General features: G+C 37.1%; 28 protein-coding genes. 18 read left to right on the top strand and 10 right to left on the bottom strand.

The window, feature by feature from the left end; translation table 11 throughout:
• The first annotated feature begins 70 nt into the window (after nt 1-70).
• Nucleotides 71-781: a tRNA (adenine(22)-N(1))-methyltransferase gene (locus tag BKO01S_RS05090; RefSeq protein ID WP_066049750.1), complete on the top strand. Its 711-nt coding sequence runs from the start codon at nt 71-73 to the stop codon at nt 779-781.
• The gene (locus BKO01S_RS05085; protein WP_066049747.1) at nt 778-1,893 is read left to right on the top strand and encodes a Nif3-like dinuclear metal center hexameric protein; all 1,116 of its coding nucleotides are present in this window, start codon (nt 778-780) and stop codon (nt 1,891-1,893) included. The genes BKO01S_RS05090 and BKO01S_RS05085 overlap by 4 nt, the downstream gene beginning before the upstream one ends.
• Nucleotides 1,894-1,935: 42 nt before the next feature.
• On the opposite strand, the gene BKO01S_RS05080 is transcribed toward BKO01S_RS05085, so the two are convergent.
• The gene (locus BKO01S_RS05080) at nt 1,936-2,874 is read right to left on the bottom strand and encodes a 4-hydroxy-3-methylbut-2-enyl diphosphate reductase (protein ID WP_066049744.1); all 939 of its coding nucleotides are present in this window, start codon (nt 2,872-2,874) and stop codon (nt 1,936-1,938) included.
• A gap of 102 nt (nt 2,875-2,976) precedes the next feature.
• The gene (vrrA, locus tag BKO01S_RS05075) at nt 2,977-3,645 is read right to left on the bottom strand and encodes a VrrA/YqfQ family protein (protein ID WP_066049740.1); all 669 of its coding nucleotides are present in this window, start codon (nt 3,643-3,645) and stop codon (nt 2,977-2,979) included.
• A gap of 223 nt (nt 3,646-3,868) precedes the next feature.
• On the opposite strand from vrrA, the gene BKO01S_RS05070 reads away from it, so the two are divergent.
• Nucleotides 3,869-5,179: a DEAD/DEAH box helicase gene (locus BKO01S_RS05070; protein WP_066050554.1), complete on the top strand. Its 1,311-nt coding sequence runs from the start codon at nt 3,869-3,871 to the stop codon at nt 5,177-5,179.
• A gap of 21 nt (nt 5,180-5,200) precedes the next feature.
• Nucleotides 5,201-6,097 carry a deoxyribonuclease IV gene (locus BKO01S_RS05065; RefSeq protein WP_066049735.1) on the top strand — a complete coding sequence of 299 codons (897 nt, stop codon included), beginning with the start codon at nt 5,201-5,203 and terminating at the stop codon, nt 6,095-6,097.
• A 41-nt stretch (nt 6,098-6,138) separates the two neighbouring features.
• Here the strand turns inward: BKO01S_RS05065 and BKO01S_RS05060 are convergent, their stop codons facing one another.
• Nucleotides 6,139-6,393 (bottom strand): DUF2624 domain-containing protein, encoded by a 255-nt coding sequence (locus tag BKO01S_RS05060; protein ID WP_066049732.1) that lies wholly within the window; start codon nt 6,391-6,393, stop codon nt 6,139-6,141.
• Nucleotides 6,394-6,541: 148 nt separating this feature from the next.
• Between BKO01S_RS05060 and BKO01S_RS05055 the strand changes: the two genes are divergently transcribed.
• From BKO01S_RS05055 to zur, 3 genes are read left to right on the top strand one after another with little or no spacing between them, the layout of a single operon-like run.
• The gene (locus BKO01S_RS05055; protein WP_198158766.1) at nt 6,542-7,330 is read left to right on the top strand and encodes a metal ABC transporter ATP-binding protein; all 789 of its coding nucleotides are present in this window, start codon (nt 6,542-6,544) and stop codon (nt 7,328-7,330) included.
• Nucleotides 7,327-8,178: a metal ABC transporter permease gene (locus tag BKO01S_RS05050; protein ID WP_066049730.1), complete on the top strand. Its 852-nt coding sequence runs from the start codon at nt 7,327-7,329 to the stop codon at nt 8,176-8,178. The genes BKO01S_RS05055 and BKO01S_RS05050 overlap by 4 nt, the downstream gene beginning before the upstream one ends.
• Nucleotides 8,175-8,591, top strand: coding sequence for a zinc uptake transcriptional repressor Zur (zur, locus tag BKO01S_RS05045; RefSeq protein WP_066049728.1), 417 nt, complete (start codon nt 8,175-8,177; stop codon nt 8,589-8,591). Before BKO01S_RS05050 ends, zur begins: the two co-directional genes overlap by 4 nt.
• A gap of 9 nt (nt 8,592-8,600) precedes the next feature.
• Here the strand turns inward: zur and BKO01S_RS05040 are convergent, their stop codons facing one another.
• On the bottom strand, nt 8,601-9,170 hold the full coding sequence (locus BKO01S_RS05040; protein ID WP_066049725.1) for a hypothetical protein: 570 nt from the start codon (nt 9,168-9,170) through the stop codon (nt 8,601-8,603).
• A 117-nt stretch (nt 9,171-9,287) separates the two neighbouring features.
• Here BKO01S_RS05040 and BKO01S_RS05035 point away from each other — a divergent pair, with 117 nt between their 5' ends.
• A complete protein-coding gene (locus tag BKO01S_RS05035; RefSeq protein WP_066049720.1) occupies nt 9,288-9,662 on the top strand; it encodes a DUF4190 domain-containing protein in 375 nt (124 codons plus the stop codon).
• 55 nt (nt 9,663-9,717) lie between these two features.
• Here the strand turns inward: BKO01S_RS05035 and ispG are convergent, their stop codons facing one another.
• The 3 genes from ispG to BKO01S_RS05020 form a co-directional block, all read right to left on the bottom strand.
• Nucleotides 9,718-10,815, bottom strand: a complete 1,098-nt coding sequence (ispG, locus tag BKO01S_RS05030) for a flavodoxin-dependent (E)-4-hydroxy-3-methylbut-2-enyl-diphosphate synthase (RefSeq protein ID WP_232311179.1) — start codon at nt 10,813-10,815, stop codon at nt 9,718-9,720.
• Between the two features lie 124 nt (nt 10,816-10,939).
• Nucleotides 10,940-11,290 (bottom strand): protein YqfZ, encoded by a 351-nt coding sequence (gene yqfZ / locus BKO01S_RS05025; RefSeq protein ID WP_066049714.1) that lies wholly within the window; start codon nt 11,288-11,290, stop codon nt 10,940-10,942.
• 96 nt (nt 11,291-11,386) lie between these two features.
• Nucleotides 11,387-12,157 (bottom strand): DUF1189 domain-containing protein, encoded by a 771-nt coding sequence (locus tag BKO01S_RS05020; protein WP_066049711.1) that lies wholly within the window; start codon nt 12,155-12,157, stop codon nt 11,387-11,389.
• A gap of 270 nt (nt 12,158-12,427) precedes the next feature.
• On the opposite strand from BKO01S_RS05020, the gene BKO01S_RS05015 reads away from it, so the two are divergent.
• Both BKO01S_RS05015 and BKO01S_RS05010 read left to right on the top strand, forming a co-directional pair.
• Entirely contained in the window at nt 12,428-14,041 is a 1,614-nt protein-coding gene (locus BKO01S_RS05015) for a Na/Pi cotransporter family protein (RefSeq protein WP_066050548.1), read from the top strand.
• A 44-nt stretch (nt 14,042-14,085) separates the two neighbouring features.
• Nucleotides 14,086-14,568 (top strand): DUF456 domain-containing protein, encoded by a 483-nt coding sequence (locus BKO01S_RS05010; RefSeq protein ID WP_066049708.1) that lies wholly within the window; start codon nt 14,086-14,088, stop codon nt 14,566-14,568.
• Between the two features lie 27 nt (nt 14,569-14,595).
• Here the strand turns inward: BKO01S_RS05010 and BKO01S_RS05005 are convergent, their stop codons facing one another.
• Nucleotides 14,596-15,291: a Crp/Fnr family transcriptional regulator gene (locus BKO01S_RS05005; protein WP_066049706.1), complete on the bottom strand. Its 696-nt coding sequence runs from the start codon at nt 15,289-15,291 to the stop codon at nt 14,596-14,598.
• 374 nt (nt 15,292-15,665) lie between these two features.
• On the opposite strand from BKO01S_RS05005, the gene BKO01S_RS05000 reads away from it, so the two are divergent.
• From BKO01S_RS05000 to phoU, 8 genes are all read left to right on the top strand, one after another.
• The gene (locus BKO01S_RS05000) at nt 15,666-16,274 is read left to right on the top strand and encodes a superoxide dismutase (RefSeq protein ID WP_066049703.1); all 609 of its coding nucleotides are present in this window, start codon (nt 15,666-15,668) and stop codon (nt 16,272-16,274) included.
• A gap of 114 nt (nt 16,275-16,388) precedes the next feature.
• The gene (locus BKO01S_RS04995; protein ID WP_066049701.1) at nt 16,389-17,600 is read left to right on the top strand and encodes an MFS transporter; all 1,212 of its coding nucleotides are present in this window, start codon (nt 16,389-16,391) and stop codon (nt 17,598-17,600) included.
• Between the two features lie 58 nt (nt 17,601-17,658).
• Nucleotides 17,659-19,743, top strand: coding sequence for a peptidoglycan D,D-transpeptidase FtsI family protein (locus tag BKO01S_RS04990; protein ID WP_066049698.1), 2,085 nt, complete (start codon nt 17,659-17,661; stop codon nt 19,741-19,743).
• A 151-nt stretch (nt 19,744-19,894) separates the two neighbouring features.
• A complete protein-coding gene (locus tag BKO01S_RS04985; protein ID WP_066049693.1) occupies nt 19,895-20,872 on the top strand; it encodes a PstS family phosphate ABC transporter substrate-binding protein in 978 nt (325 codons plus the stop codon).
• A gap of 193 nt (nt 20,873-21,065) precedes the next feature.
• A complete protein-coding gene (gene pstC / locus BKO01S_RS04980) occupies nt 21,066-21,971 on the top strand; it encodes a phosphate ABC transporter permease subunit PstC (protein WP_439951031.1) in 906 nt (301 codons plus the stop codon).
• Between the two features lies 1 nt (nt 21,972).
• Nucleotides 21,973-22,857 carry a phosphate ABC transporter permease PstA gene (gene pstA / locus BKO01S_RS04975; protein ID WP_066049687.1) on the top strand — a complete coding sequence of 295 codons (885 nt, stop codon included), beginning with the start codon at nt 21,973-21,975 and terminating at the stop codon, nt 22,855-22,857.
• Nucleotides 22,858-22,931: 74 nt separating this feature from the next.
• Nucleotides 22,932-23,711 (top strand): phosphate ABC transporter ATP-binding protein PstB, encoded by a 780-nt coding sequence (gene pstB / locus BKO01S_RS04970; RefSeq protein ID WP_232311178.1) that lies wholly within the window; start codon nt 22,932-22,934, stop codon nt 23,709-23,711.
• Between the two features lie 59 nt (nt 23,712-23,770).
• Nucleotides 23,771-24,430: a phosphate signaling complex protein PhoU gene (phoU, locus tag BKO01S_RS04965; RefSeq protein WP_066049680.1), complete on the top strand. Its 660-nt coding sequence runs from the start codon at nt 23,771-23,773 to the stop codon at nt 24,428-24,430.
• A 22-nt stretch (nt 24,431-24,452) separates the two neighbouring features.
• On the opposite strand, the gene BKO01S_RS04960 is transcribed toward phoU, so the two are convergent.
• Nucleotides 24,453-24,962: an MltG/YceG/YrrL family protein gene (locus BKO01S_RS04960; RefSeq protein ID WP_066049677.1), complete on the bottom strand. Its 510-nt coding sequence runs from the start codon at nt 24,960-24,962 to the stop codon at nt 24,453-24,455.
• On the bottom strand, nt 24,955-25,323 hold the full coding sequence (locus BKO01S_RS04955; protein ID WP_066049672.1) for a hypothetical protein: 369 nt from the start codon (nt 25,321-25,323) through the stop codon (nt 24,955-24,957). Before BKO01S_RS04955 ends, BKO01S_RS04960 begins: the two co-directional genes overlap by 8 nt.
• Nucleotides 25,324-25,588: the final 265 nt, after the last annotated feature.

Genomic DNA, 25,588 nt, shown 5'->3' with positions numbered 1-25,588 from the left:
TAGTCCTTTGCATATGTGAAGGACTTTTTTTATACTGTATGTAATCAAATAAAGAGTTGGTGTTTCTATAATGAATGTTGAAAGATTATCAAAGAGGCTAAACGCAGTTGCTGATTTTATTCCTGAGGGTGCGATCCTAGCTGATATTGGCTCTGATCATGCCTATCTTCCTTGTCATGTAGTGAAGGCGGGAAAAGTAACCTATGCAATAGCAGGTGAGGTCGTTGAAGGCCCTTTTCAATCCGCAAAAAAACAAGTAGAAATTGAAGGATTATCGAAAAAAGTTGATGTGCGAAAGGGAAATGGTCTTCAGGTAATTGAAGCAGGTGAAGTAGAATGTATTACAATTGCTGGGATGGGTGGCGCGCTTATTGCTACTATTCTTGAAGAAGGAAAGGAAAAACTTGAGGGCGTAAAAAGGCTTGTCCTTCAACCAAATATTAGTGCTATATCCATTCGGTTATGGCTTTTTGAAAATGGATGGAGCCTCACGAATGAAGCCATTTTGGAAGAGGACGGGAAAATTTACGAAATCTTGGTTGCTGAAAAAGGGGATCCCAAGTTAGCTTATACGGAGAACATGGAATGTGAATTACTTTTTGGTCCTTTTCTAAGTAGACAAAAAAATGAGGCTTTTATTCAGAAGTGGACGGCTGAACAGAAAAACTGGGAACGGATTCTAGAGCAACTGAGCCAGTCAAGGCAAACGCAAGAAAAACGAGAAAAAGAAATGGAATTACAAAAGAAGATTTCAATGACAAAGGAGGTTTTAGATAGATGAAAACCGTAAATGGACATGAAATCATAAGCCTTTTTGAACAATTTGCCCCTAAGAATCTCGCACTAGAAGGGGATAAAGTTGGTTTGCAAATTGGGAAGTTAAACACGAAAATATCCAATGTAATGATTACGTTGGATGTACTTGAAGAAGTCGTGGATGAAGCCATACATAATAATGTTCAATTGATCATTGCTCATCACCCACTTATTTATCGTCCTCTTCAAAAGCTTGTGACGGATACAACAACAGGTCGAATAATTGAGAAATTAATCAAGCATGATATCGCTGTATATGCTGCACATACGAATCTTGATGTTGCAGAAGGTGGGGTAAATGATTTACTAGCAGATGCCCTACAACTAACTAACACAGAAGTTCTTGTACCCACTTATGACTCAGAATTACTTAAACTTGTTGTCTATGTTCCCAAGGGATATGAAGAGGATATAAAAAAAGCGTTAGGTGATGCTGGAGCAGGTTCAATAGGGCAGTACTCTCACTGTTCCTTTACATCTGAAGGAAAGGGAGAGTTTGTTCCATTAGAGGGGACAAATCCTTTCACTGGGCTAATAGGGAAAGTTGAGCGAGTAGAAGAAGCTAGGATAGAAACCGTACTTCCAGCGCAACTAGAAAAGAAGGTCCTTTCGGCTATGATTAAAGCACATCCATACGAGGAAGTAGCTTATGATGTGTACCCACTAAAAAATAAGTCAAAGCCGCTTGGTTTGGGTAAGATCGGGAAAATTAACGAAACAACACTCGGAGAATTTGCGAACTTTGTAAAAGAAGCGTTAGATGTACCTGCGGTTCGAGTCGTTGGGGATTTAGACGCTAAGGTAAAAACGGTTGCCGTGCTTGGGGGAGACGGAAATAAGTATATTCAATCGGCTAGCTTCAAAGGTGCTGATGTATATATAACGGGTGATATGTATTACCATGTTGCACATGATGCCATGATGCTAGGATTAAATATCATTGATCCAGGACACAATGTAGAAAAGGTCATGAAGCAAGGAGTGGCAAAAAAGCTTACCGAGATGTGTAAGCAAAAAGGATATAACGTGAATATTTTTGCTTCAACCATTCATACAGATCCGTTTCAATTTGTGTAAGAAAAAGGAAAGCCACGAGAAATTTCGTGGCTTTCTTTGATATTATCTTTTTACTTTAGGTAATATTTTTTGAAGGGGTACCTTTTTCTCACGAGTCCATGTAGATTCATCAAAAGGATTAAATTGCTCGATAAAGGCAATGACTTCTTTCGTAATAGGGGTTGGTGTTGATGCACCCGAGGTTACGCCCACTGTTTGTGCATCTTTAATCCAAGTGATATCTAATTCAGATATATCACTAATTCGGTATGCGACGGTACCTGCAATTTCTTGAGAAACTTGTGCGAGTCGATTTGAGTTATTGCTTTTTGGATCTCCTACAACGATAACGACATCAGCCTCACCAGCTTGTTCGGCAACCGCTTCCTGTCGAACTTGAGTAGCCATACAAATTTCCTTATGGAATTCTGCATGTGGATATTTTTCTTCAATTTTCTTCATAATATGGCCAACATCCCACTGACTCATTGTTGTCTGATTCGTGACAAGTATTTTGTCAGCTTGAATAGCTAATGATTCCACATCTCCTACTGTTTCAACAAGGTGTACGATGTCAGGAGCAACACCTAAAGCTCCCTCAGGTTCGGGATGTCCTTTTTTACCGATATAAATCACCTGGTAACCCTCATTTTTCTTAGCTTCAATTAGCTGATGTGTAGTTGTTACATCGGGACAGGTAGCATCAATGGTAACAAGTCCTTTTTGTTTCGCTAACTCTCTGACTTCAGGAGATATTCCATGGGCAGTAAAAATAACAGTCCCTTTATCTACTTGTTCTAGTATTTTTTTTCGATTTGGTCCATCTAGCGTAATAATCCCTTCTTCAGCAAAAGCATCTGTTACGTGCTTGTTGTGTACAATCATCCCTAATATATATATAGGCCGTGGCAATGTTTTATCCAGTGCTGCATTTCTTGCGATAACCATCGCATCAACAACACCGTAGCAATAGCCACGGGGCGATATTTTTATAACTTTCATTATAGTTGGCTCTCCCCTTTTAGCATGCTTATTCTATCATTATATATAATCTATAATGATTATACAAAGAGGAGAAAAGGAATATGCTCTGAGCATATTCCTTTATACATATATTTTAGGCACCGATTTTCCTTTTAATCTTTTAGAAACGTTCTCGTCAATTTCTATAGAATGTATTTCTTGTTCATCATCTGTCTCCACTGGCTTTGTGCGTTTTTGGTTGGTTTTTGCCTTTGATTCTGTCTTTTGCTCTGTGTTGGTAGAATTTGTGTCTGAATCATCCGTAGTTTCGTCATCTGTGCTTGCTGCATTTAAACCACGGTATAATTTCCACATCGCTGGTAAGTTTTTTACAATTGGACCGTATTGTTGTACCATCGGTCCGATTTGCTGAGCAGTATTTAACACCCTTTGTGTATTGTTTAGGAATCCTGTAATTGCTGTAGGGTCTGTTAATGATTTTAACAGCCCACCACTACTTGTAGCTGGTGCTGCAGAGCGAGAAGCATTTCCAAACATTTGCATGCCTGCTTGGGCACCTTGAGTACCTTGAGAGTTACCTTTGCCGAGGATCTTTGCAAGTAAACCTCCGCCGCTTTTTCTAGTCGCCCCCCTCATCCCTCTTGAAGCATTCACTCCCATAGGGCCTCTGGGCATTCCCATATTTCCCATTCTCGCAGGGTTCATCATCGGTCTCATTTGGTTTCGTCCAAATCCAGGCAAATGTTGAGGCATCCCTCCACGAACAGGAAATGGTTGTCTTGGTGGCATACGAACACCCTCCTTTCATAATTTTCCCTCTTATACCCTATGCAACAAATAAAGATTTGGTCTAGGTGAATAAGGATTAGTTATGAGTTTGTTTGAAAATCCTGTAATTCGTAAAACATAATAATGTGGGATAAGTGAACTGTAGGTGGCACTTTAGGAAGAACTTTATTATAATTACATGATGGGTATGGACATCCTTACCAAAACTGAAGGAGCTTTAAAAATGACGAAGACAAAATTCTCAGCGTATCAATTAAAACCATTTATAAACAAGGCAATTGAAGCCATTGGATTTTATGAACCAACTGAAATTCAAGAAAGATTGATTCCAACCGTACTAAAAGGTGAAAGTGCGATTGGACAATCTCAAACAGGAACAGGGAAAACACATTCTTATGTGTTACCAGTGCTCCATAAAATTAATCATACTAAGCAAGAGGTACAAGCTGTTATCACTGCACCAACAAGAGAGCTTGCCACACAAATCTATCAAGAAGTTCTCAAGGTAACCGAACATGCGGAAGAGGGAGAAGAGATCACTAGTCGTCTTTTCATTGGTGGAACAGACAAGGTTCGTACCATCGAAAAGCTCAAAACTCAACCTCATATCGTTGTTGGGACACCAGGACGTATTAATGATTTAGTAAAGGAACAAGCCCTTTTTGTACATACGGCAAATATGTTTGTAGTCGATGAAGCGGATTTAATGCTCGATATGGGCTTTTTAGAAGATGTTGACCAAATTGGAGCCAGAATGCCAGAAAAGCTACAAATGCTTGTATTTTCAGCAACGATTCCAGAAAAGCTAAAACCTTTCCTGAAGAAATATATGGAAAATCCAAAATTCATTCATATTGAACCGAAACAGTTAACTGCAGCGAAAATTGAACATATACTTCTCCCGTCAAGGCATCGTGAGAAGTCAACCCTTGTGTATGAGGCACTTAAGCTATATAACCCTTATTTAGCAATCGTGTTTACAAATACGAAGAAAAAGGCCGAGGAAGTTGCAACAGCATTGACTCATAGAGGGCTGAAGGTTGGTAGAATTCATGGAGATTTGAGTCCTCGTGAACGTAAGCGGATGATGAAGCAAATCACGGATTTAGAATTTCAATATATTGTGGCTACTGATTTGGCTGCAAGAGGAATTGATATTCCAGGAATTAGTCATGTGATTAACTATGAACTTCCAACTGATCTAGATTTTTATGTGCATCGTGTCGGTAGAACAGCAAGAGCGGGGAATTCGGGAATAGCTCTCACGGTTTATGAGCCATCGGATGAGGATGCATTAAATAGGCTTGAAAAACTGGGGATAACTTTTAAGCATATTGATATTAAAAAGGGTGAACTATCAGAGCTTGAGGACCGTAACAGACGTAAAAAGAGAACGAAGCAGTCTGATGAGGCAGAAAAAGTTGCGAAGTCTTTTGTTAAAAAACCATCAAAGGTTAAGCCGGGCTATAAGAAGAAGATGCAGTTTGAAATGGATAAAATTAAGAGAAGGCAGAACCGTTTGAAAAAGAAATAGAAGGGCAGGAGAGTGGAGAAAATGCTAAAACTAGGATCACATGTTTCAATGAGTGGGAAAAGTATGTTGCTTGCATCGAGTGCAGAAGCGGTCTCTTATGGTGCGAATACTTTCATGATCTACACAGGCGCTCCTCAAAATACAAGAAGAAAGAAAATAGAAGACTTAAACATCGAAGCTGGTCAAAAACATATGGAATTAAACGGGATTAATTTAGAAGACATTGTTGTTCATGCTCCATATATTATTAATATTGGAAATACAACAAACCCAGACACATTTGACCTTGGTGTTCGATTTTTAAAATCAGAAATAGAACGTACAGAGGCAATAGGTGCCAGACAAATTGTCCTACACCCTGGAGCTCATGTCGGAGCTGGGGAAGAAGCGGGGATTAAAAAGATTATTGAAGGTCTCAATGAAGTTCTAACAGGAAATGAAAAGCTTCAAATTGCTTTAGAAACCATGGCTGGTAAAGGATCTGAATGTGGGAAAAGCTTTGAGGAATTAGCAATGATTATCGATGGGGTCCAACATAATGAGAAGTTATCTATTTGCTTCGATACTTGTCATATTCATGATGCTGGTTATAACATTGTTGAGGATTTTGATGGGGTTCTTAGTGAGTTTGATAAGATCATTGGAATTGATCGACTAAAAGTACTCCATATTAATGATAGTAAAAATGACCGTGGTTCAAGAAAAGACAGACATGAAAATATTGGATTTGGGAAGATTGGCTTTGACGCACTATCCTATATCGTTCATCATCCACAGCTTATGAGTATTCCGAAGATCCTTGAAACTCCGTTTGTTGGTGAGGATAAGAATAATAAGAAGGCACCATACAAACAAGAAATTGAAATGTTGACTTCTAAGACATTTAACGAAAACCTAATGGAACATATTATGGCATAGAATAGAGAAGGGCTCACCTGAAAAATGAGCCCTTTGCTTATTTACTTTGTAAATTGGGTAACCACCTGACTGACTGCTTTTGCGGTTTGAGGGCTCGTTAATTTTTCAATTTCCTTTAATAGTCTTCCTCTTTCAGATATATTGAAAATATCTACATTTCGCCCACGAAGATAAGCTGCAATCTGTTTCGCCTCCTTTTCACTTATGGAAACTCCAAATTGTTTGCCATACCTCATTAATTCTTCTGTCGTAATTGTGTTAATTTTGTGATTTACGATCGATTGAAATATACTCACGCATTCACCACTCCCTGATGTTAATCTATGTGGTTATCTCAAGAAAGGTGTGAAGAAAAGGCAAGAGTACTTCCTTTACATCACTACATTTCTCATGTATACTACATTTTGTAAATCGGAATGATTCTGATAATAATAGGTGATAAAAATGGAAGAAATTATAAAAGTTAACAAATTGACTTATAAATATGAAAAGGAAAACGTACTTGAAGAAATTGATTTTTCTGTTCCTCGAGGAGCATTTTTAGGGCTTGTTGGACCAAATGGATCAGGAAAGTCCACTTTACTAAAAATTATTCTGGGGTTATTAAAGCTCCAGAAGGGGGAAGTAAAATTATTTGGGACAGCGATTGAGCAGTTTAAGGAGTGGCATCGTATAGGGTTTGTCTCTCAAAAAGCAAATTCCTTTAATTCGGGATTTCCTGCAACAGTATACGAAGTTGTATCAAGTGGGTTAACCAAAAAAGTTGGGTTATTTAAAAAGCATAAAGAAGAGGATAAACAGAAGATACTTGAAGCGATTGATTCAGTCGGGCTCTCTGAAAAAAAAGGAAGCAACATCGGGGAGTTGTCGGGAGGACAACAACAAAGGGTATTTATTGCACGTGCACTAGTTAGTGATCCCGACTTGCTTATTTTAGATGAGCCAACAGTCGGTGTCGATGCAAAGAATGTTCAATCCTTCTACGAGATGCTAACAGACCTCAATCGAAATAGAGGGATTACACTGATCCTAGTGACTCATGATATCGGTACGATTACGGATAAAGTTTCACATGTTGCTTGTCTAAATAAGCATATGCATTTTCATGGTGACACGGAGGAGTTTGAAAAACAAAATATGTCTGAGCTGTACGGCCATGATGTTCAAGTTCTTTTACATCAGCATGATCATCATCACCATCATGTTCATCATCACGGAGGGGAAAACCGGTGATTGAAGCAATATTTAAATATGAATTTTTACAGAATGCATTTCTTACAGGTGCAATTATCGGATTAATAGCACCCTTACTTGGTGTGTATATTGTTGTAAGAAGACTGTCACTTATTGCAGATGCTTTAAGTCACGTTACTTTAGCTGGAATTGCGGCAAGCTTGCTTCTTGAAAAGAGGTTCCTTTTTACTACAGGGTTAAATCCCCTTTATTTAGGAATGACCTTCTCTGTAGTAGGGGCATTGTTTATAGAAAAACTTAGAACCGTTTATAAACATTATCAGGAGCTCGCAATCCCTATTATTTTGTCGAGTGGAATTGGTTTAGGGGTTATTTTTATTTCATTAGCAGATGGATTTAATACAGATTTATATAGTTATTTATTTGGCAGTGTTAGTGCCGTAAGCCGAACGGATTTAATCATCATCATCATCATTAGTATAGTAGTAATAGCTTTTATTTCTCTTTTATATAAGGAATTATTTCTTTTATCATTTGACGAAGAGCACGCGAAAGCATCAGGTATTGCTGTGAAATCTCTCCATTTCTTTTTCATTATATTAGTTGCATTAGTAATTGCAGCTTCCATGAGAATTGTTGGGATTTTACTTGTATCATCACTCATGACACTTCCTGTAGCAGCAAGTATTCGGATTGCAAAAGGGTTCAAGCAAACACTTTTTTTATCAACCCTTTTCGGGGAAGTTTCTGTACTCGGTGGACTTACCATTTCGTATTACCTTAATTTGGCCCCTGGGGGAACAATTGTAGTAATTGCTGTATTGATTCTAATAATTGTTATATTATTAAAGAAAATGGTCCAGTGGAAACATGAGGTGAGAGTATGAACGTAACCGAAGCACTTGAGTTATTAAAAAATAAAGGCTACAAGCACACAGGAAAAAGAGAAGAAATGCTTGGTCTTTTTGCTAACAGCAATAAGTATTTGACTGCAAAGGACGTGCTTGATCGACTGAAGGATCATTATCCTGGATTAAGCTTTGATACAATTTACCGTAATCTTTCTTTATTTGTTGAACTAGGTATTTTTGAAATGACAGAATTATCAGGTGAGAAACATTTTCGTTATTCATGTGAAAGCAAACACCATCATCATCATTTTATTTGTTTAGACTGTGGAAAAACGAAGGAAATCGATACTTGCCCTATGAACAATCTACAGGAAAGCCTCAAGAACTATGATATATCAGGGCATAAATTTGAAATTTATGGTCGCTGCCCAGAATGTAATATTCATTAAACCTGAATTTTAACAATTGAGCCATTCTTCAACCCAATTTTTAGCTTCCTTCCAACTAAAAACTCTTTTTACTCCGTTTGGAAGGGAGCCTTGGTTATATGGAGTATCAAATAAAAGGACAGGTATCTGGCATTTTTCCTGAATTTCAATTGCATTCTCATACTTATCCTCAAAGAATATTTCTACACCGTAGTTTTTCACTGATTCAACCTTTTCATGTGATCCGATAAGTTCTATATGGTCATAGCGAATTCCGTGCCTTATAAACCACTCTTTTGTTACATCCAACACATTTTCTCCACGCGCACTGATAAATATTAATTCATGGTCAGTTCCCCATTTTAATAATGCTTCCTTTGCTCCTTCAGCAAGTGGAGAAAAAGTGAAGATTTCTGCCTCTTTTTTTTCATACCAATCGGTAAAGTCCTTTTCTGGAACATCCACTACCTTCAGTAGATCGTAGTCAGTTAAGTTTTCAAGTGTTAATTGTAAATGAAAAGCTTCATTTATAAATGGAACGATAGCTGCTGGACAAGTAACCGTTCCATCAATATCAAATCCTAATTTCCTATGCTTCATGTTATACTTCCCCATTTCTTTATATACCTAATGCTAACTAGAAATGATTAACAACATAATTGTTGTCTAAAAGCAAATAATAATACTGCTCCTATCAAAGGAAAGCGAGGGATCGATGTGGCAGATCAAGAACGCAACAACGAAGGTTCGTATGATTACCTTCGTACAAGCGACAATGTTGGTGAAACAACCAAATACCAACCTGCAGATTATTTAGAAGAAACCTCAGCTGAAATTGCTGCACCAACTACTTTTAACCAAGGTAGAACAAATAATGGTGGAGAGATGATGAAAAGCGGTACAGGGATAGGGTTTGCTGCTTTAATCATTTCTATCCTGTCTTTGTTTGTTGCTCCTATCTTGTTTGGAGCAGTTGGGATTGTATTAGGGTTTATTGCCCGACGACGAGGAGCAACTGGACTTGGTAGCTGGGCTATCGGGATTGGAGCAATCTCCATTATTGTCGGTATGTTTATACTACCATTTTTTTAACCACTACAGATAAACAAAGAGGCTCCGGCAAACGCCAGAGCCTCTTTCTTTAATGTTAAGATTGTAGGGCTTCCTGATCACGCTTTGCTTGAAACTCCGCAGCAATTTGATCGATTTCCTTTTTCAGCTCTTCAACCATTGTTGCTTCTGGCACCTTACGGACAATTTCGCCTTTACGGAATAAAAGACCTTCACCACGAGCTCCAGCTATACCTATGTCTGCTTCTCTTGCTTCACCCGGACCATTTACGGCACAGCCCAAAACAGCAACCTTAATGGGAACTTTAATTTGCTGAATATACTCTTCAACTTCGTTTGCAATAGAAATTAAATCAATTTCAATTCTTCCACATGTTGGACATGAAATTAGTGTAGCTGCATTTGAAGATAAGCCAAATGATTTTAACAATTCACGTGCAACCTTCACTTCTTCCACAGGGTCCGCACTAAGGGAAATTCGAACCGTGTTCCCAATTCCTTTACTTAGGATTGCTCCTAACCCTGCAGCACTTTTTACAGTACCAGCAAACAATGTTCCTGATTCTGTAATTCCGAGATGGAGAGGATAATCAAACGCTCTTGCCGCTTTATCATAAGCTTCTATAGCTAAGTTCACATCTGATGCCTTCATACTGACGATGATATCGTGAAAGTCCAGATCTTCTAGAATTTTGATATGGTGTAGGGCACTTTCTACCATCCCATCAGCTGTTGGGTAACCATATTTCTCTAATATTCTTTTCTCCAGTGACCCAGCATTTACACCTATTCGAATTGGTATGCCCTTCTCTTTTGCTGCTTTTACCACTGCCTCCACCTTTTCGCGGCGGCCAATATTACCGGGATTGATACGGATTTTATCCGCTCCTCCCTCAATTGCTTTTAGAGCTAGTTTGTAATCAAAGTGAATGTCTACTACTAAAGGAATATTAATTCTCTTTTTAATTTCAGAAATAGCGTTAGCTGCTCTTTCATCAGGACAAGCGACACGCACGACTTGACAACCAGCTTCCTCTAACCTTTTAATTTCAGCAACCGTGGCCTCGACGTCATGTGTTTTTGTTGTAGTCATACTTTGAATAACTACTTCATTATTGCCGCCAATTGTTAAAGGGCCAACTTTTATGGGACGAGTTTTTGTACGATGTATAATTTCACTCAACAGTGATTCTCTCCTTTTGAAAAAAAGATCTCATAATCTTAGTACTTTCCTATTGAACATTGTAACAATGAACGATAAAGGTGACAAGAATCTTGATGCAGGGAAAAAGTCTCCATTATTGTGAGTTGTTATCGGACTTGCTGTAATCAGGAAAAAGGTATGACTTTCCAGCTTGTATTTCCTCCGGTTTTTTGCCTTTATTCAATAAAATAAAATCATTAACTATTTTTTCAATGGGAACTGGTACTGCTCCCTCTAATTCTGTTTCAATGATTGAAAGAACGGTGTCTCCCTGCTCAACGGTCCTACTAAACGATGGGATCACAGTCTCTTCTACTTGAATTGTTTTGGAATCTACCTCAATTGATTCTACCGTTTGATTATTTGGTATTGTACCAATGCTTAAATCAACATATATTATATATAAAATAAGAGTAACTAGTAAGAATAGGAAGAGACGTTTCATATCGATCTCCTTATTAGTAGAGTTACTCTATTTATATTCAGTAGATAGATTGATAGAACAGAGTTAAAAAAAAAAACGCGATACATCGCGTTTTTTTTATTGCTTAGCTTTTTGTGGGATTTCTCGTATTGTTAAATACAACATAATAATAGAAACAAACCAATTAATTAAGAATCCATTAGGAACATTCGTTTGAAAAGCTTCCATTATGGTAAAGAAAATGGTAGGGAGAGTCACACTATAGGCTGAAAGTCTCCATAATTGTCGATATGGTAGATTACGATTGGTCACATTCTTAATAAATAGGCCGAATAATGCAAGAATGGTAATTTCAATAAACTTTATGGCACTTGAAAAGATATAAATAGTTAATGCTAGGACGGGGATAATAACAGCTAATAAACCATCAACTGAATGAATCACATCCAGAACACTGTCTTTTGTAAGGTCTAGGTCAGACAAAGTTGAATAATCGTAAGTGTCAAGTGTTCCTCCTGCAATGAGAACAAACTCGTTTTTAAGAAGAGCAAATGCATTCTCATAGCCCTCTAAATCAGTCTCACTTACTTCGCCAGTAGAATCAAATATGATCGTAAAATCTGGATCCTCAATATAGATGGGTTCCTTTTGGTCTGCCGAGAGCTCACCATTTTCTATTGAAAAATCAGGAAGCTCATTATCTACTGTATGGGCTGCTGTCTCAATTCCATTATTTATAGCTGAACTTACATAGCTAATAGTTGGTATAACCGAAACTAACGTTAACAGAAAGACGTAAAGAATGGTTTTTCCAATACCTTGGAATCTTGTTTTAGCAATGTCCTTAGGAGAATAGAGACTTTTAAATAATTGCTGAAATATGTTCATGAGCGCATGACACACACCTTTCTATGTAATCCCTCATTATTTTATCCTGATATGTGTTTATTGTCCAAGTTAACACAAATAATTATTATCATTAATATATGATTTGTAACACAATTGTAATATTACTATCCTTTTGTTAAGGCATTGTAAATTTAAAGATAATTATATTTACTTTTTTCTTTACGTTACCCATAATGAATAAGGGGTTTTTAAGAAATATGTCGAAAAATAGTGTAGGGGTTGAAATACTTGGAAATAAACATCCAGCAAATGATTTTTGAATTTTTAGGTGGCCTTGGAATATTTTTATTCGGTATTAAATTTATGGGAGATGGCTTGCAAAAATCGGCAGGAGACAAATTAAGAGACATTCTTGACCGTTTTACAACCAATCCTTTTATGGGTGTGTTAGCAGGTATTATTGTTACAGTGCTAATCCAAAGTAGTTCTGGTACGACGGTTATTACCGTTGGTTTAGTTAGTGCTGGTTTTATGACATTAAGACAAGCTATTGGAGTCATTATGGGGGCAAATATCGGTACAACCGTTACCGCATTTATCATCGGTATAGATATTGGTGAATACGCTCTTCCAATTATAGCCCTTGGTTCTATCTTAATATTTTTCTTTAAGAGTAATAAAACGACTAGCATTGGGCAAATTGTTTTTGGCTTTGGTGCATTGTTTTACGGATTAGAGTTAATGAGTGGTGGTATGAAACCCCTTAGAAGCTTAGAGGCTTTCCACGAGTTAACTGTTAATATGAGTTCAAACCCAATTTTGGGTGTTGTGATTGGAACAGTATTTACGGTTATTGTCCAAAGCTCTAGTGCAACAATTGGGATCTTACAAGGACTATATGCCGAAAATCTAATAAATATAGATGCGGCACTTCCAGTGTTGTTTGGTGACAATATTGGTACAACGATTACAGCTGTTTTAGCATCAATTGGTGCATCGGTTGCGGCAAGAAGAGCAGCTGCCACACATGTACTATTTAATCTCATTGGAACAGCAATCTTTATGATTTTGCTTATTCCTTTTACGAAGCTTATTACATCCTTACAAGGGACTTTAAACTTAAATGAAGAAATGACCATTGCTTTTGCTCATGGAATCTTCAACACAACAAATACAATTATTCAATTTCCGTTTATTGGATTACTTGCACTTATTGTAATCAAACTCATTCCGGGTGATGATTCTCTTATTGATTACAAATCGAAGCACTTAGATCCTAACTTTATTAAGCAGTCTCCTTCTATAGCTTTAGGACAAGCTAAGGAAGAAGTGTTGAGAATGGGGCAATTTGCGCTTAAAGGTTTAGAGGAAACGAGTAATTTTGTTAATACAAAGCAAAACAAGCATGCAGAATCGGCGTATCAGTTAGAAAGTGCAATAAATAATCTTGACCGTAAAATTACGGATTATCTAGTGCAACTAGCTACAAGCCCACTCTCAAACAATGATTCGGAAGAGCATACAACATTAATGGATACGGTTCGTGATATTGAGAGAATAGGGGACCACTTCGAGAACATTGTTGAGCTTGTTGAATATCAAAATTCGAATAAAGTGAAGATTACAGAGAGTGCAATGAAAGACTTAGAAGAGATGTTTGCTTTAACAATTTCAACAGTTCAAGAGGCTCTTCAATCTCTAGATCATAAGGATTTGGATGCAGCACGACATGTAGTTGAAAAAGAAAATCAAATTGATAAAATGGAAAGAACTCTTCGAAAGCAGCATATACTACGTTTGAATGAAGGAAAGTGTACTGGTTCGGCAGGGATTGTGTTTGTTGATATTATTAGTAATCTAGAGCGTATTGGTGATCATGCTGTAAATATTGCAGAAGCAGTTCTAGGAGTAAGACATTCTTAAAAAACAAGGGATATTCCCTTGTTTTTTTGTACTGAGGTGACAAGGTGGAACTAGTGTATTGGCTTATCATTGTATTGTTTTTTCTAGTTTCTTTTGTAGGTTTAGTTTATCCGATAATTCCAGGTGTGTTATTTTTGGTTGGTGGCTTTATTGTTTACGGATTATTGTTCTCTTTTGAACCTTTTAATTGGCTATTTTGGAGTATTCAAGGCCTATTAGTGCTTTTGTTATTTGGCGCTGATTATCTAGCAAATCTGTTTGGTGTTAAAAAATTTGGTGGCTCAAAAGCTGGGATATGGGGGAGTACGATCGGATTATTAGTAGGTCCGTTTATCATCCCGATACTAGGTATTATTTTAGGCCCTTTTATAGGTGCAGTATTGGCAGAGCTTCTTATCAATAAAAAAGGATTGAGTGAATCCTTGAAGGTCGGGGTTGGTTCAGTAGTAGGTTTTATTAGTAGTGTGATTACAAAAGGGCTTATTCAAGTATTTATGATTATATATTTTGTCTTAGTTGTCCTATAACTAGAAAAGAGCTCTAAGAGCTCTTTTCTAGTTTAAACCACAGATTTCATGTGGACAGTTCTGACAATCTACTTCTTGCTTTAGATATGCTAGGTTTTTCACGGTGAATTTTTGCTGTTCATACGAAATGACATCTAGTTCCCTAAGATCCTTCAGCATGCGCTGTATTACTTCTCTTGTTCCATACGTAAGACTTGCTAGTTCTTGGTGGGTCAGAGGGAGGTCAATCAAAATTCCTTTTTCAGTCATTACACCATAGCTATTACAAAGGCGAATTAATATACTATACAGCCCACCTCTTTTTCCATTCATAATCAAATCCTGGCACTTCATTTGAGCTTTTAAATATCTTGTGCTTAGCCAGGAGGTTAAAGCGCTCACGACTCTAGGCGAACTCATCGAAAACTTTTCGAACTCTTCCCGTTTGATCATAAGAAATTCACAATCCTTAATCGTTTTTGCATAAAAGTGATAAATAGGATTTGATTTAAATAATTGATATTCAATAATTAGCTCTTCTCCATTTAGGATTTTAATAATAAATTCCTTGCCTCTCATATGGACTCGCCCGAGAGACATGCTTCCCTGTAATAGAATATAAATATGGCTTACAGCATCTCTTTCATTGAATATCGTTGTACCCGCTTTAATTTTCTGTATATTTTCCTTGTCGATAAATTCTTGTATAAGTAAGCTATATAATGAAACATTTATTTCGTTCATAGTACCCGCCCTTTCCTCTCCTCTCTTTGATTTAATAAAAATACATAATAAGTGTCAATAACAAGACGTCCTTTATAATGAACAATACCGATTAGCTATGACTTAAATCATTGACATGGCGCTAATATTTACATTTTTGACAAATTATCGAAACATCAGAAATGGTATCATAATAAGAGGGAATAGTATCTAGAATGGCGAATACATCTTACTAATTAGGGAAATCGTATATCTGTTAGCTTAAGCTAATTATTTGAACAATGTTGCCAAGTTTGGTAATCTTAAGTTAATTACTTTAGGAACATCCCAATGTTACATATACAAGGGATTTTCTAAGGAAAAAATCATTATACATAATTAGGAGGAGTTTTTTCATGGCATTTGAACTACCGCAATTACCTTATGCTTACGACGCTCTAGAACCACATATTGACAAGGAAACGATGAACATTCATCACTCAAAACATCACAACGCATATGTAACGAACTTGAATAACGCATTAGCTGGCAATGAAGAATTGCTATCAAAATCAGTTGAAGAAGTGATCGCTAATCTTGATGCGGTACCTGAAGCAGCTCGCACAGCAGTACGTAACAATGGTGGCGGTCACGCAAACCACACATTATTCTGGCAAATCTTGTCTCCAAATGGTGGTGGAGAACCTACAGGTGACCTTCAAGCTGCAATCAATGCCAAGTTTGGAAGTCTTGATAGCTTTAAAGAAGAATTTGCAAAAGCTGCTACAACTCGTTTTGGTTCTGGTTGGGCTTGGCTAGCTGTAAATAATGGGGAGCTAGAAGTTACTAGCACACCAAATCAAGATTCACCATTAATGGAAGGAAAAGCTCCTATCCTAGGACTTGATGTTTGGGAGCATGCATACTACTTAAAATTCCAAAACCGTCGTCCAGACTATATCAATACTTTCTGGAACGTTGTTAACTGGGATGAAGTTGCAAAGAGATATGCTGAAGCTAAGTAAATAACAAAACAAGTAACGACGTGGATTATTCCACGTCGTTTTTTGTTTATTTTGTACATAATTAAGGTGTTACTGATGAAAACTACCCTTAGATACGAAGGGGAGTTTCTATTCATGAGTAAAGTGAAAAAAATATTTGGAGACATCGAACTGTCAAAAGATTTGTTACTTCTTTTAATAATCGGTGGTTTATATTCTCTAAGCGTTGCGTTATCCAATACTTTTGTAAATATTTATTTATGGAAACAATCAGGTGAATTTAAAGATCTAGCACTTTATAACCTCGCAGTTGTTGTTCTTCAGCCTCTAACTTTTATCCTAGCTGGTAGATGGGCAAAAAAAATTGACCGTGTAATTGTCTTACGGATAGGTGTTATTTTTTTAGCCATTTTTTATTTGACCGTTTTAACCATCGGAACAAATGCTTCACAATTCTTACTTCTATTAGGTGGGTTACTAGGTGTAGGATATGGTTTTTATTGGTTAGCATTTAATGTTTTAACTTTTGAAATTACAGAGCCTGAAACAAGAGACTTCTTCAATGGTTTTTTAGGTATATTATCTTCAGTTGGCGGGATGATTGGTCCTATTGTGGCTGGTACTGTGATTTCAAAACTTGAGAAGTTCACAGGTTATTCTATTATATTTGCAACATCATTAGGTCTTTTTTCGGTTGCTGTTTTACTAAGTTTCTTCTTGAAAAGAAGACCTGCTAATGGTCAATACATGTTCTTAAGAATCCTTCAGGAAAGAAAAAACAATTTTAATTGGAAGCAAATTACAAATGCACACTTTGTACAAGGGGTAAGAGAAGGTACGTTTGTCTTTGTCATATCCGTCTTTGTTTTTATAACAACAGGAAGTGAAATGGCTTTAGGAACATTTGGATTAGTCAATTCAGGTATCGCCTTTATAGGGTACTTCTTTGCATCACGGTGGATAAAAAAGCGTCATCGAAAAAAGGCAATTTTAGCTGGTGGTCTTCTACTGTATGCAGCTATTCTTTTACTAATTTTTAACCTAACCTATACAAAAATGTTAATTTACGCAGCAGTTATTGCTGTAGCATACCCGACCCTGTTAGTTCCTTATGTATCAATGACTTATGATGTAATAGGCAGAGGCTGGAATGCTGCAGAGATGAGAATTGAATATATCGTTGTAAGAGAAATCTTTCTTAATACTGGACGAATTATATCCATACTAGCTTTTTTGGTAGCTATTTCATTTTTTGACCCAAAGGAAAGTATTCCGGTCCTATTGTTGTTAATCGGTTCTGGACATAGCCTTATTTATTTCTTTGTTAGAAAGATCGAATTAGATTAGCTCCTACGCCTCTCCTAAAATGAATAGGAGGGGCAGTCACGAGTGGAGGTAGATATCCATGAATCAAGAAAAAAAGGGGAAGAAGAAGCGGAAACAGCTACCTGTAAGGTTAAATATGCTGTTTTTTTTCGTGTTTTTGCTCTTTTCCATTCTTGTACTACGCCTAGGCTTCATCCAAATTGTGTATGGAGAGGATTATCGAAGAGAGATTGAAAGAACAGAGGATATTACCATTAATCATCCTGTTCCAAGGGGGCGTATGTACGACAGGAATTTTAGAATGATCGTTGATAATGCCCCACAAAAGGCAATTGCCTATATCAACCAAGGTCATGGAGCAAAAGACATGTTACAGGTTGCTGAGAAGCTAGCGTCCATTATTACGATGGATGCAAGTAGGGTATCCGATCGAGACAAAAAAGAGTATTGGATGTTACGTTTTCCGGATGAGGCACAAAACAAGGTAAAGGAGAAAGAAAGGAAGGCTCTAAAAAAAGGACAAACCACCCAAAATTGGAATAAGAAGATTTATCAACTAACAATGGATCGAATAACACAAGAGGAGATCGAACAATTTTCAGAGGATGATTTAGAGGTCATATCCATATGGAAGGAATTAAGGAATAGCACGGAATTTACCCCGCAAGTAATTAAGAACAAAGATGTTTCAGATAAAGAGTTTGCAGAAGTTAGTGAAAGCTTGCAATCTTTACCTGGTGTAGAAACGATTACCGATTGGGAAAGAGTATATAAATTTAAAAATACATTAAAAACTGTCCTTGGAAAAGTAACTGATACAAGAGAAGGGATTCCGAGAGATCATTTGGATTATTACGTAGCTAGGGAATACAACCGCAATGATAGGGTTGGTAAAAGTTATATTGAATGGCAGTATGAAGATGTCCTAAGTGGTCAAAAATCCAAAATAAAAAAGGTAACTAACAAATCTGGGGAAATTATTGAGTCAGAAACGATATCTGAAGGGGAACAGGGAAATGACCTTATTTTAAGCATTGATATGGAAATGCAGCTAGCAGTTGAAAAAATTATTGAGGAAGTACTACTCAAAACGAAAACAAACAAGGATACTAAGTTTTTAGATCGAGCATTTGTTGTCTTAATGGATCCGCGTACTGGTGAAGTATTAACAATGGCGGGGAAATTATTGGTGAAGAATGATGAGGGGAACTATGAAGCTGAAGACTTTTCATTAGGGAATATTACCACTTCATACAATGTAGGATCAACTGTAAAGGGCGCAACTATCTTAACAGGATATCAGAAAGGGGTAATTAAGCCTAAGACGGTACTAGTGGATGCACCTATGAAAATAAAAGGTACACCAGTAAAGAAATCATGGAAGAATTTTGGCCCGATTGATGATGTATACGCGCTAAGAAGGTCGTCCAATGTGTATATGTTTCATACAGCCATTAAAATAGGAAAAGGCCAGTATGCCTACGATAAACCATTAATTCTTAATCCAAATACATTTACTATTGTGCGGGATTCCTTTGGTCAATTTGGACTTGGAACTAGAACCGGTATTGATCTTCCCAATGAAACCATAGGTTATAAAGGGTCAAGCACAAAGCCTGGATTTCTATTGGATTTAGTCATTGGACAATATGATACATACACCCCGATGCAGCTTGCCCAATATGTAAGTACAATTGCTAACGGTGGAAATCGTATCCAACCGAGAATGGTAAAGGAAATACGTCAAACGAATCTACAGAATATCAGTGAACCTGGTACACTGGTACGAGAAATTAAGCCAAAGATCCTAAATCGAATCGATGTTAACGAGAGCTATATGAAGAGGGTTCAAGAGGGTTTTCGTCAAGTCATGCAGCACCCGTTAGGTACAGCATACAAGGAATTTAAGGATGCTACCTATTCACCAGCAGGAAAAACAGGAACGGCGGAGGCCTTTTATGATGGGCCATCAAGGCATTTGTACAAGGAACCGCCGCCGGTAATGAATCTTAGTTTAGTAGCGTACGCCCCTTCAAAAAATCCGGAGGTCTCTATGGCTGTCGTTGTACCATGGGTGTATACAGGAGAAAAAGGTCCCTCTCCTAATTTAGAAATAGGGAGAAAAGTACTGGATAGTTACTTTCGATTGAAAAGAACAAAGTAAAACTATGCCCAAATCTCGACAGGTTTACACAGATTTCTACTTTATTTACAAAACCTTTACAATCGGTTAAAACCCCTTTAACAGTTTAGCATTATTGTATTACTTGTAGGACACAATAAAACAACCTTTATTTCTTAGGAGGAATTACCGAATGAAAAAACTCAAAAAACTCAGCCTACTTCTAATGCTAGCAGCTGTTATGTCCATTATCGCTGCTTGTGGTGGCGGAGACGACAAAACAGCTACTGAAGGTTCTGAAGGAACTGGTGAGGCAGCTGAATTAGAAGGATCTGTAGTGATTGATGGGTCAGGAACAGTTTATCCGTTCATGGTTGAAATGGCCGAACAATATATGATGAACGAACAAGAAAATGTTTCTGTTGAAGTAGGACGTGCTGGTACTTCTGCTGGATTTAAGAAGTTCTTAGTTGAAGATGGCACAGATTTCAACGATGCTTCTCGTCAAATTAAAGAAGAAGAAGCGGCAACTGCTGAAGATCTAGGAATTGAAGTTCAAGAAATGAAAGTTGCTTTAGACGGTTTAACATTTGTTATCAATTCGGACAATGATTGGGCTGAAGAGCTTACTCAAGACGAAGTAAAACAAATTTTCTTAGGTGAAAAGAAAAACTGGTCTGATATTCGTCCAGAATTCCCTAATGAGCCGATTGTAACAATGGGTCCTAACGAAAACCACGGAACATATGAGTTCTTCTGGGAAAAGATTCTAGAAGAGCAAGACTTGGTAGAAGGTGTTAATCTTCAGCAAGACTACTCAACACTTGTAGATTTAGTTTCGAAAGAAAAGAATTCCATTGCTTTCTTCGGATACGGTTACTATGAAAATAACAAAGATAAACTTAAAGCTGTTAAGGTGGACTTTGGTAACGGTGCGATTGAGCCTACTTTAGAGACAATCGGTGAAGGTGAAGAATTTGCTTATTCTCCATTCACTCGTCCAGTATTTACTTACTTAAACGTAAACATGGCCAAAGAAAAGCCACAAGTTTTAGATTATGCAATCTACACTATGAATAACGCTCAAGAAGTTGCTAAAAACACTGGTTTCGCTCCTTTAACAGACGAAGAAGTGGAAGCAACAATCAGCACCCTTGAAGGATTAAAATAAAAAAGTAATTCAGATAACATGTCTGGAATACGAAGAAGATGAGATGGGGTCATTCTCATCTTCTTAGCTGTTTCATATTAGAATAAAAAGATTTCATTCTTAACATGATAAGGATGACAGGGTTTGGATGAAAGGGGTTTTATCCTTGGGAAAAGATGTATCAAGGGAATCAAACACGTTAAGTGTTCGACAAATGATTGAACAAAACAAGCGATCGGTTAGTACTGCGAGTATTTTAGAAGGGTTAATGCCTAAAATACTACTTACAATTGCTATTATATCTATTTTAACGACTATAGGTATTGTACTAACTCTTTTAACAGAAACAGTCGCCTTCTTTAGAGAAGTATCCTTCGTAGAGTTTTTTACTAGCACCATTTTAAAACCTCTAGGGGAACATGCGCAGTTTGGAGTTTTGCCACTTCTGACAGCAACGATTATTTCCTCTGCTATAGCCATGGCAGTTGCAATCCCTATTGGATTAATGACCGCTGTGTACTTAAGTGAGTATGCGTCAGAAAGAGTTAGAAAATTACTAAAACCAATGTTAGAAATACTTGCGGGTATTCCAACAATTGTATATGGTTTCTTTGCATTTACATTTGTTACCCCTCTCCTAACAAAGATAATACCTACACTTCAGCCTACTAATATCCTCAGTCCAGGTATAGTAATGGGGATTATGATTATACCTATGGTTGCTTCACTTTCAGAAGATGCCATGAGTTCTGTACCTAATGCGATGAGAGAAGGCGCTTTAGGTTTAGGGTCGACAAAGTTTGAAGTAACCTGGAAGGTTGTCGTTCCCGCTGCTATATCTGGAATTGTTGCTTCATTTGTTCTCGGAATTTCCCGTGCAATTGGTGAAACGATGATTGTAACAATAGCAAGTGGAAGTAACAAAGTCTTCACGTTTGATGTTACCCAATCGATGCAAACGATGACTGCATATATAGTAGAGGTAACAGGAGGAGATGCTCCTGCTGGCTCCACTCTCTATTACAGTCTTTACGCAGTGGCAATGACTTTATTTGTTTTTACATTAGTTATGAATTTAATTGCCCAATATATCTCTCGTAAATTTAGGGAGGAATATTAATATGAAATACGTTGATACAACACAAGTTCAAAAAAAGATGTCGTCCCGTTTATTAACTAACCGTATAGCTAAGACCTTGTTCCTTTTAGCTACCTTATTTGGACTACTGGTTTTGGTTGTACTGATATATAGGGTATTTTCACAAAGCCTTGGTTGGATTGATTTTGATTTCCTAAATAATAGATTATCTACAAACCCTGAGAGAGCCGGAATTAAAGGTGCGATTATGGGCACCATGTGGTTAATGCTAGTAGTTGCACCCGTTACGTTAATCTTAGGTGTAGGTACGGCGATTTATTTAGAAGAATATGCAAAGAAGGGGCGTTTACAGGCCTTTATCCAAATGAATATATCTAACTTAGCTGGAGTACCTTCAATTGTATTTGGAATTTTAGGATTAACGATCTTCGTAAGGGGGTTGAATTTAGGGGCTGTCGTTTTAGCTGGAGGTTTTACAATGGCTCTCCTAGTCCTTCCTGTAGTGGTTGTCGCAAGTCAAGAAGCCATCCGTGCAGTTCCACAGTTTTTAAGGGAAGCTTCTTATGGAATGGGAGCTACAAAATGGCAAACGATAAAAAACGTCGTCTTACCTGCAGCGATACCAGGTATTTTAACAGGTGTTATTTTAGCATTATCTCGTGCAATTGGTGAAACAGCGCCGCTAGTAGTAATTGGAATACCTGCATTTATCATTCCACTTCCAGATGGACTGTTAGACAAATTCACCGTAATGCCGCTGCAAATTTATTACTGGACGATTGATTCAGCATTAGTGGACGAATATGCAAACCTAGCTGCTGCAACCATTGTTGTTCTATTATTAGTATTATTCATTATGAACTCGATAGCAGTTTTAATTAGAAATAAATTTCAAAGAAGATTTTAATTGGGTGGAGGGGTTTTACAATGGTCGTTTCAACATACAGTGAAAATAAAACAGCAGGCAATTCTAGTAATAACATGGGTGTTAACAAGGAATTGAAGAAGAAAAGTGTTTATCATACCAAAGATTTAAACCTTTGGTATGGTACAGACCATGCATTAAAAAACATTAACCTTGAGATTAATGAGAGAGAAGTAACAGCTATCATTGGTCCTTCGGGCTGTGGAAAGTCAACTTTTATTAAAACATTAAACCGAATGGTTGAACTAATTCCCGTTGTAAAAATTTCTGGGGATATCTTATACCGAGAAAGAAGTATCTTAGATAAATCGTATAAAGTCGAAGATCTTCGAACAAATGTAGGAATGGTCTTCCAAAAACCAAATCCGTTTCCGAAATCTATTTATGAGAATATTGCGTATGGTCCTAAAATTCATGGAATCCGTAATAAAAAAGTGCTAGATGAAATTGTGGAAAAGAGCTTGCGTGGTGCTGCAATATGGGATGAGGTAAAGGATCGTTTGAATGAAAATGCATATGGTCTTTCAGGGGGGCAGCAACAGAGACTTTGTATCGCACGCTGTTTAGCGATTGAACCAGATGTTATCTTAATGGATGAACCAACATCTGCCCTTGACCCTATTTCAACTCTTAAAGTGGAGCAATTGGTTCAGGAGCTAAAAAAGGATTACAGTATTATTATCGTTACTCATAATATGCAACAGGCAGCACGTATTTCGGATAAAACAGCATTTTTCTTAAATGGAGAAGTAATTGAATTTGATGACACAAACAAAATATTCTCAACTCCTTCTGATCAACGTACAGAAGACTATATTACTGGGCGATTCGGGTAATATACAAATAAACTACTTGATGTTCAAGGACACCATTCGGGAATGAAAGGAAGACAAATATGGTAGTACGTGAAAAATTTCATTTTGATCTTAAGGAACTTCAAAATAAACTAATCGAACTTGGTGAGTTCGCCGACCATGCATTAAAGGAAGCTATTACGGCATTGGAAACGAAAAATGTTGAGCTGGCTCTAGAAATCATGGAGAATGATACAAGAGCAGACGTTATGTATGAAGAAATTAATGACTTTGCTATTCTTTTAATTGCAAAACAACAACCGGTTGCTATCGATTTACGCCGCATTATTGTTGCGATTAAAATTGCGACAGATATCGAGAGAATTGCTGATTTTGCTGTAAACGTAGCTAAATCTGCCATTCGAATTGGCAGTGAGGAACATGTAAAGCCGATTGTACGTATTAGAGACATGTATGAGGTAACTTCTAAAATGTTAAAGCTTTCGTTAGAATCATTCATTGAAGAAGATGTACAGAAAGCAAAGCAGGTTGCAGATATGGACGATGAGGTAGATTCATTGTATGGTCAAACGATTCAGGAGTTACTTAGGATTAATCAAGAAAAGCCTGAGTTTTTGGCGCAAATTACACAACTATCGTTCACTTGCCGTTATCTAGAAAGAGCGGCGGATCATGTGACCAACATTGCTGAACATACGTTTTATCTGGTAAAGGGTAGACACTACGATTTAAATGAATAAAAAAAAAGCTGAAGATTTATCTTCAGCTTTTTGTTATGATTTTTGCCAGTTGTTCGTATGTCATATCACTTTTTACAACAAACTCACCTAGTTGAACTTTCGTATGATAGCCAGTGCTTATTAAATACTGCTCGAAATCAAAGGCATCCGTGATGATTCCTGCATCCTTTAAAAGTTGGGCAATTTCACTCGATTGCATACCGCTAATAATGGTAAGCTTGTACTCCTTCACAGCTTCTGCAGGTGGTTCCTCTTCTTTAGCTGTTTCTTCTTTCGCTGTATCCGTTTGTTCTGTCTTTTTTGTCTCTTCTTCAGCTGGTGTAGCTTCAGCCTCTTTCGACTTAGCTACTAACTCCTCATACGCTTTTCCATCAACAACTTTATATCCCTTATCTTCCACTTGAGCAATTAACTCTGCATTACTTAATTTTTCTGCAGCCCCATTGTCTCCAGAAAAGTAATAATAGGTCCCGAGTATACAAGTTGATAAGAGGAGACCAAAAGCAAAAGCTCTTAGATGAATCTTATTCATATGTTTCTCCCCTCATAGAAAATTCATTTAAAATAATCTCTACATCCTCAATAGGAAGAGAAGATTGCTTTGCAATTTGTTCTATGGAAAGACCCTGCTGGGAAAGTGACCAAACTTGATTCTTTAATATTGCATGAACCTCTCTTTTTTGAGAAGCAGTACCTGAGAACTCTGAATCTGGCACTAAAAGTTCCTCTTCGAGAATCTTTATTTTTCTCTTCATTTGATATAGCTCTTGAATTTGGTTTAAGGATAACTGATCAATTTCATTCTTAAGCTCTGTCACAGGATCCTTAACAAAAAAGGATAGGATGAAGAGTAGTAAAGATACAACCAATAAACTTAGAAACACATATTCCATTCTTTTCACCTCTTAAAATCAATAAAAACATTGTATCACTATACATGACAATTTTCGAATGAAAGTGAGAAAATAAGAGGGTTTTGTCGAGGGAAATAAGAAAAAAAGGTCGAAATAACTAGTTTTTCTTACAAGTCTTGTAAATAAAAAAAATAATTCTACCTATAAGGAAGGTGGGACAGGGATAAGCAGATTACGACAAAATGTGTTTATTGTGAGAGAAACCTATCAATGCTACGATAAAATTAACAAATAGACATACTTA

This window comes from Robertmurraya korlensis NBRC 107688 (assembly GCF_001591645.1).
GTDB lineage: Bacteria > Bacillota > Bacilli > Bacillales > Cytobacillaceae > Robertmurraya_A.
The sequence above is the reverse complement of the archived record's forward strand: the minus strand, read 5'-3'. Positions and strand labels throughout refer to the sequence as shown.

Bases quoted from the DNA above. Each gene is read 5' to 3' on its own strand.
- BKO01S_RS05090 (WP_066049750.1), top strand. From the start codon at position 71: ATGAATGTTGAAAGATTATCAAAGAGGCTAAACGCAGTTGCTGATTTT.
- BKO01S_RS05085 (WP_066049747.1), top strand. From the start codon at position 778: ATGAAAACCGTAAATGGACATGAAATCATAAGCCTTTTTGAACAATTT.
- BKO01S_RS05080 (WP_066049744.1), bottom strand. From the start codon at position 2,874: ATGAAAGTTATAAAAATATCGCCCCGTGGCTATTGCTACGGTGTTGTT.
- vrrA (WP_066049740.1), bottom strand. From the start codon at position 3,645: ATGCCACCAAGACAACCATTTCCTGTTCGTGGAGGGATGCCTCAACAT.
- BKO01S_RS05070 (WP_066050554.1), top strand. From the start codon at position 3,869: ATGACGAAGACAAAATTCTCAGCGTATCAATTAAAACCATTTATAAAC.
- BKO01S_RS05065 (WP_066049735.1), top strand. From the start codon at position 5,201: ATGCTAAAACTAGGATCACATGTTTCAATGAGTGGGAAAAGTATGTTG.
- BKO01S_RS05055 (WP_198158766.1), top strand. From the start codon at position 6,542: ATGGAAGAAATTATAAAAGTTAACAAATTGACTTATAAATATGAAAAG.
- zur (WP_066049728.1), top strand. From the start codon at position 8,175: ATGAACGTAACCGAAGCACTTGAGTTATTAAAAAATAAAGGCTACAAG.
- BKO01S_RS05040 (WP_066049725.1), bottom strand. From the start codon at position 9,170: ATGAAGCATAGGAAATTAGGATTTGATATTGATGGAACGGTTACTTGT.
- yqfZ (WP_066049714.1), bottom strand. From the start codon at position 11,290: ATGAAACGTCTCTTCCTATTCTTACTAGTTACTCTTATTTTATATATA.
- BKO01S_RS05020 (WP_066049711.1), bottom strand. From the start codon at position 12,157: ATGAACATATTTCAGCAATTATTTAAAAGTCTCTATTCTCCTAAGGAC.
- BKO01S_RS05015 (WP_066050548.1), top strand. From the start codon at position 12,428: ATGATTTTTGAATTTTTAGGTGGCCTTGGAATATTTTTATTCGGTATT.
- BKO01S_RS05005 (WP_066049706.1), bottom strand. From the start codon at position 15,291: ATGAACGAAATAAATGTTTCATTATATAGCTTACTTATACAAGAATTT.
- BKO01S_RS05000 (WP_066049703.1), top strand. From the start codon at position 15,666: ATGGCATTTGAACTACCGCAATTACCTTATGCTTACGACGCTCTAGAA.
- BKO01S_RS04995 (WP_066049701.1), top strand. From the start codon at position 16,389: ATGAGTAAAGTGAAAAAAATATTTGGAGACATCGAACTGTCAAAAGAT.
- BKO01S_RS04990 (WP_066049698.1), top strand. From the start codon at position 17,659: ATGAATCAAGAAAAAAAGGGGAAGAAGAAGCGGAAACAGCTACCTGTA.
- BKO01S_RS04985 (WP_066049693.1), top strand. From the start codon at position 19,895: ATGAAAAAACTCAAAAAACTCAGCCTACTTCTAATGCTAGCAGCTGTT.
- pstC (WP_439951031.1), top strand. From the start codon at position 21,066: ATGATTGAACAAAACAAGCGATCGGTTAGTACTGCGAGTATTTTAGAA.
- pstA (WP_066049687.1), top strand. From the start codon at position 21,973: ATGAAATACGTTGATACAACACAAGTTCAAAAAAAGATGTCGTCCCGT.
- pstB (WP_232311178.1), top strand. From the start codon at position 22,932: ATGGGTGTTAACAAGGAATTGAAGAAGAAAAGTGTTTATCATACCAAA.
- phoU (WP_066049680.1), top strand. From the start codon at position 23,771: ATGGTAGTACGTGAAAAATTTCATTTTGATCTTAAGGAACTTCAAAAT.
- BKO01S_RS04960 (WP_066049677.1), bottom strand. From the start codon at position 24,962: ATGAATAAGATTCATCTAAGAGCTTTTGCTTTTGGTCTCCTCTTATCA.
- BKO01S_RS04955 (WP_066049672.1), bottom strand. From the start codon at position 25,323: ATGGAATATGTGTTTCTAAGTTTATTGGTTGTATCTTTACTACTCTTC.